Origin of the sequence: Paraconexibacter sp. (assembly GCF_041602235.1) — a bacterium.
Lineage (GTDB): Bacteria > Actinomycetota > Thermoleophilia > Solirubrobacterales > Solirubrobacteraceae > Paraconexibacter.
Genome location: NZ_JBFIGP010000286.1, coordinates 1 through 4833, shown reverse-complemented (window position 1 = coordinate 4833; position 4833 = coordinate 1). Strand labels below are relative to the sequence as shown.

The window sequence follows — 4833 nt, the reverse complement described above, 5'->3', positions numbered from 1 at the left end:
GGTCGATGGCATGGTGCAGCCGGCCGCCGCTCCCCGGTTCGACCGCACCCCTGGAGCCGCACGCCCGATCGTGCAGGACACCGACGCGGTGCTGGAGGCCTGGGGCCTCGACGAGGCCGCACGCAGGGCGCTCACCGCCTGAACGCGCCCCGGTCGCCCACCCCCGCCAGAGGGTGCGACGCCTGAGCGACTCTGAGGGTCGCTGAAACGTCGCACGCCCTGGTGGGAGGGGTGGCTACGGTGCGGTCACTCCCAGCAGTTCGTCCGCCACGTGCTTGGCGGTCACGGCGCAGGACTGCGTACCGCCGTCCCCGTAGTCCCGGACGCCGTCACCGACGTGCAGCAGGTTGTCGAGAGGAGTGGAGCGCGGCAGCTCGTAGCCCGACGCGGCACGTTGCGCGGGCCAGTCACCGTGCATCACCCGAGCGTCGAGGATCCTCGTCTCCGGATGCGCCATGCCGGGCAGCTCGTCACGGAGCTCCTGCAGCGAGCGCTCGAGCTCACCGTCGACGTCGAACTCGCCGATCGCCGGGCGCGGAACCGCGTAGACCACGGTCAGGTGCCAACCCTCGGGTGCCAGCTCCGGGCAGGTCGCCGTCATGTTCCCCGCGTTGCACAGGCGCTCGGTGCCCGAGAACACGATCAGCCCCGGTGTGTCGAGCAGCGGTTCGCGCGAGGCCACGTGGATGATGATGTTCGCGCTGGGCCTCGAGGCGGCCCGTGTGGCGGTGACGTACCCCTCACCGAGCGCCTCCTCCCCCACGAGGTCGATCGTCGCGACCGGTCCCACGTTGGAGACCACCGCGCCGGCGCGGACCTCGACGGTCGTGCCGTCGGCGCGGCGAATCGTCGCACCGGTCGCCCGGCCGCGCTCCGCGGAGATGGCGGTGACGGTAGCGCCCGTCCAGACCTGCGAGCCCTCCTGGACGACGAACTCGGCGATCGCCTCACAGACCGCCACGGTCCCTCCCGGGTGGAAGCCGAAGTTGCGGAACGCACCCTTCTGGGTGAAGTAGGTGAGGAAGGCCTTGGCCGGGATCTCGTCGGAGTTGACGGCGAAGATCGCCGCGCTCAGGTTGCGGAACAGCCGGTGGACGGTCTCGTTGGACGTCGCACCGCCGATCCAGTCCGCCAGCGTCACCTGCTCCTCGGGCAGCTCACCCTTGCGGGCGCTGCCCAGCCCGGCCAGGACCTTGGCGCCCTTCTTGGTGATCTGATCGAGCAGGAACGACCAGCCGCCCTTCGCGGGGTTGACGGTCCGTCCTTTGATGCGGAAGACGTTGGCTGGGTCGGGGTAGCGGAGGTCGAGCGTCGCGCCGAGATCGGCGAACGTCTGCTCCATCACGCCGCCGTTCTCGATCGCGATCGCGCCGGTGTTGATCGTGAAGCCGTCGATGTCGAACGACGATGCCCGCCCGCCGACGCGATCCTCGCGCTCCACCAGCAGGACCTTCTGCCCGCCCTGCGCGAGGCGCGCGGCGACGCACACGCCGCCCATGCCCGCGCCGACGACGAGGACGTCGACCTGCTCGACCGCGCTCACGCCCCCTCGCGATCCCGGCCGACGACGCTGATGAAGGACACGCACGTACCCGGCCGGCCGCCGAGGTTGTGCGTCAGGCCGAGCTTGGCGTCCGGGAGCTGGCGCTCACCGGCCTCGCCGCGGAACTGCTGCCAGCACTCGAACAGCATCCTCAGGCCGCTGGCGCCGACCGGATGGCCGAAGGACTTCAGGCCCCCGTCCACGTTGACGGCCAGCGCGCCGTCCTGGTCGAAGACGCCGTCGAGCTCGTCGCGCCAGGCCTGGCCTCGCTCGGAGAACCCGAGGTCCTCCATCAGGACCAGCTCGGTGGGCGTGAAGCAGTCGTGCACCTCGGCGAGATCGAGTTGCTCGCGCGGGTTCGTGATCCCGGCCTGCGCGTAGGCGTCCTTCGCGCAGGCGACCACCTCGTGGAAGGTCGTGTAGTCGTAGGAGGGATCGATCGGTCCGCTCGCGGGGCCGGCGACCATCGCCAGAGCCTTCACGAACATCGGCGTGTCGGTGTACAGGTGGGCGTCCTCGGCGCGCACGATCAGGGCCGCGGCCGCGCCGTCCGCCACGCCGGAGCAGTCGAAGACGCCGAGACGCCCCGCGACCTTGCCGGCCTGCCGCGCGATCGTCTCCTTGCTGACCTCCTTGCGGAACTGCGCCCGGGGGTTGCGGGAGCCGCCGAGGTGGTTCTTCCAGGCCACGTGGGTCATCGCGTCCCGCATGTCCTGCGGGTCCACGCCGTACTTCTTGCAGTAGGCGGGATCCAGCAGGCTGAACGCCGCCGGGGCGGTGAGGTTGATCTCCGACGCGGTGCCGTCACCGGGCACCGTGGAACGCACGAGCCCGGCGAAGCCGGTGTCCTTGAGCTTCTCGACGCCGACGGCCATGACCCGGTCGTAGGCGCCCGACGCCACGGCGTAGCACGCCGCGCGCACCGCTTCGGACCCGGTCGCGCACATGTTCTCGACGCGGGTCACCGGCTTGTAGTCGATCCCCAGCGGCTTGCTGAGGACGACCCCGGACTGACCGGAGTTCATCGTGCCGATCCAGTAGGCGTCGACGTCCCCCTTCGGGAGGCTCGGGGTCGAGGCGAAGCACTCCTCGGTGGCGTCGACGAGCAGATCGTCCGCTGACCGCTCCCAGTGCTCGCCGAACGTCGTGCAGCCCATGCCGACGATCGCGACCTTGTCCTTGATGCCGTGACTACCCATGCGTCGGCCTCACCTTCCAGAAGTAGTTGTGCACGCCGCCGGTGGTGTAGAGGCGACGGAAGGTGAGCTCCAGGCGGGTGCCGATCTCGATCTCGTCGGGGCTCGCGTCGGCCACCTCGAGGGTGTAGCGGCCGCCCCCGTCGAAGTCGACCACCGCGTCGATCATCGGCGGGGCGGGCGAGAAGGCAAGCCGGTCGACCGTGTACGTCGCCACCGTGCCGGGCCGGTCGGCCAGCGCCCGGCGCTCCATGCGGTCGACCGCCCCGCACCCGGCGCAGACCCGGCGCGGCGGCACGTGCACCTGACCGCAGGCCTGGCAGGCGGTCCCGACGAAGCCGAACTTCCAGGAGGCGTCACGGGCCGACGGGGGGGCGGTGGGCCGCTCGGGCTCGGGGCGCCGGGGGGGTTCGCGCTGCAGCAGGCCCCGCCAGGTCAGGTAGGTGGCGTAGGTGACGTCGCGGCCGCCGTCGACCTGCTCGGCCACGGGGGCGCCGCGGCGCGCGGTCGCAACCGCGGGCCCGGCCCGCAGGACGGTCGCGTCCGCGCCGTCGCAGGCGACGACGAGCAGCACCGTCTCGCCGGGCGCGGCGCGGTCGAGGACCGCGGCGAGCCGCACGCCCGGATCGGCGGTTCCCGCGTACCCGATACCGGGCGCCTCCTCGGGGATGCGTCCGCCACCGAGCTTGCGGGTCGCGGTGACGGCGGCCTTCTGATGCGGACAGGAGACGATGAGGTGATCGACCTCGTCCACACCGGCGGCCGCCAGCGCCCTGGTCGCCGCGTCGGTGATGAGTGGCACGTAGGTCTCGAGGCCGAAGCGCTCCTCCCACTGCGTGCTCGTCGGGTCCCCGGGCTGCCTCCAGCGGTCGAGGAACTCGGCGGTGAGTGACACCTCGGCGCGGATCTCCGCGGCCAGCTCCTGGGGCGCCGTCCCGTCGGTCGCGAAGCGGAACGCCGCTGCCGCGTCGCCGCCACCACGCTCGTCGGCCGAGCCCGGCAGGCCGGTCCGCAGATCCGCGAGCACGGCCAGCCCGCCGACGGCGGCCGCGGACCGCAGCGCGCCGACGGCGGATCGGGGCGACCCGATCAGGTCGACCGCGAACCCGGCTCGCGGCAGGTCGAGCGCCGCGTGGATCGCCGAGGCGTTGGTCTTGTCGAGGTAGGCCGGCGCGGTGGTGGCGAAGAAGAGGTCGGGGGCGCACCCGTCGAGGTCGCCCCCGTGGGGCAGGATCCGCCGGGCCGCCTCGACCGCCAGGGTCGTGGAGTCCTCGTCGTAGGAGGCCAGCGCCCGCACGCCCTTGCCCGCGGGAGCGGACAGCGCGGCGCCGATCTCGGCGGCGTGCAGCCGGTGACGCGGCACGTAGGTGGCGTAGCTGGTGATTCCTCGACCCATCGGTTCCTCTCGGGAGCGGACACACGGTCTTATTGACCGGACACTCTGTCCGAGTAGCCTACAATAGCGCGCCAGTGAGCACCGACGACGCCGACATCCGCCTCGCCATCCGCGACCACGTGGCCCACATCGAGCTGCACCGGCCCGCGGCGCTGAACGCGTGGACACCTGACATGGGGCGTGAGCTGCTGCATGCGCTGCGCGCCGTGGCCCCCGACCCGGACGTCCGCGCGGTGCTCATCACCGGCGCGGGACGCGCGTTCTCCGCGGGGGCCGACGTGAAGGTGCCACGGGAGCTGACCCCGGAGGGCCACCCGGACCTCCACACCCGCCTCGAGGAGATCTACAACCCGATCGTGGTCGAGCTGCGCACCATGCGCAAGCCGGCGATCGCGGCGGTCCAGGGCGCCTGCGCGGGCCTCGGCGTCTCGCTGGCGCTGGCCTGCGACCTGGTGATCGCCGCGGAGTCCGCCTTCTTCCTGCTCGCGTTCGTACATCTGGGCGTCGCCCCGGACGGCGGATCGATCCCCCACCTGGTCGAGCGGATCGGGCCGGCACGCACGGCTCAGCTCGTGATGCTCGGCGAGCAGCTCCCCGCCCGGACCGCCCTGGAGTGGGGGGTCGTGAACGCGGTCCACCCCGATGGATCACTCGCCGACGAGGCCCGGGCGCTCGCCGAGCGCCTGGCGAGCGGACCC

The 4833-nt window shown here is 72.3% G+C and carries 4 protein-coding genes; 1 reads left to right on the top strand and 3 read right to left on the bottom strand.

The window, feature by feature from the left end:
• Positions 1 to 235 precede the first annotated feature (235 nt).
• From ABYE80_RS17230 to ABYE80_RS17220, 3 genes are read right to left on the bottom strand one after another with little or no spacing between them, the layout of a single operon-like run.
• Positions 236 to 1543 carry a phytoene desaturase family protein gene (locus ABYE80_RS17230; protein WP_372791540.1) on the bottom strand — a complete coding sequence of 436 codons (1308 nt, stop codon included), beginning with the start codon at positions 1541 to 1543 and terminating at the stop codon, positions 236 to 238.
• Positions 1540 to 2742 (bottom strand): acetyl-CoA acetyltransferase, encoded by a 1203-nt coding sequence (locus tag ABYE80_RS17225; RefSeq protein ID WP_372791539.1) that lies wholly within the window; start codon positions 2740 to 2742, stop codon positions 1540 to 1542. The genes ABYE80_RS17230 and ABYE80_RS17225 overlap by 4 nt, the downstream gene beginning before the upstream one ends.
• Positions 2735 to 4135 carry an OB-fold domain-containing protein gene (locus tag ABYE80_RS17220; RefSeq protein ID WP_372791538.1) on the bottom strand — a complete coding sequence of 467 codons (1401 nt, stop codon included), beginning with the start codon at positions 4133 to 4135 and terminating at the stop codon, positions 2735 to 2737. Before ABYE80_RS17220 ends, ABYE80_RS17225 begins: the two co-directional genes overlap by 8 nt.
• Positions 4136 to 4209: 74 nt before the next feature.
• On the opposite strand from ABYE80_RS17220, the gene ABYE80_RS17215 reads away from it, so the two are divergent.
• On the top strand, positions 4210 to 4833 hold a 624-nt coding region (locus tag ABYE80_RS17215; RefSeq protein ID WP_372791537.1), incomplete at its 3' end, for an enoyl-CoA hydratase/isomerase family protein.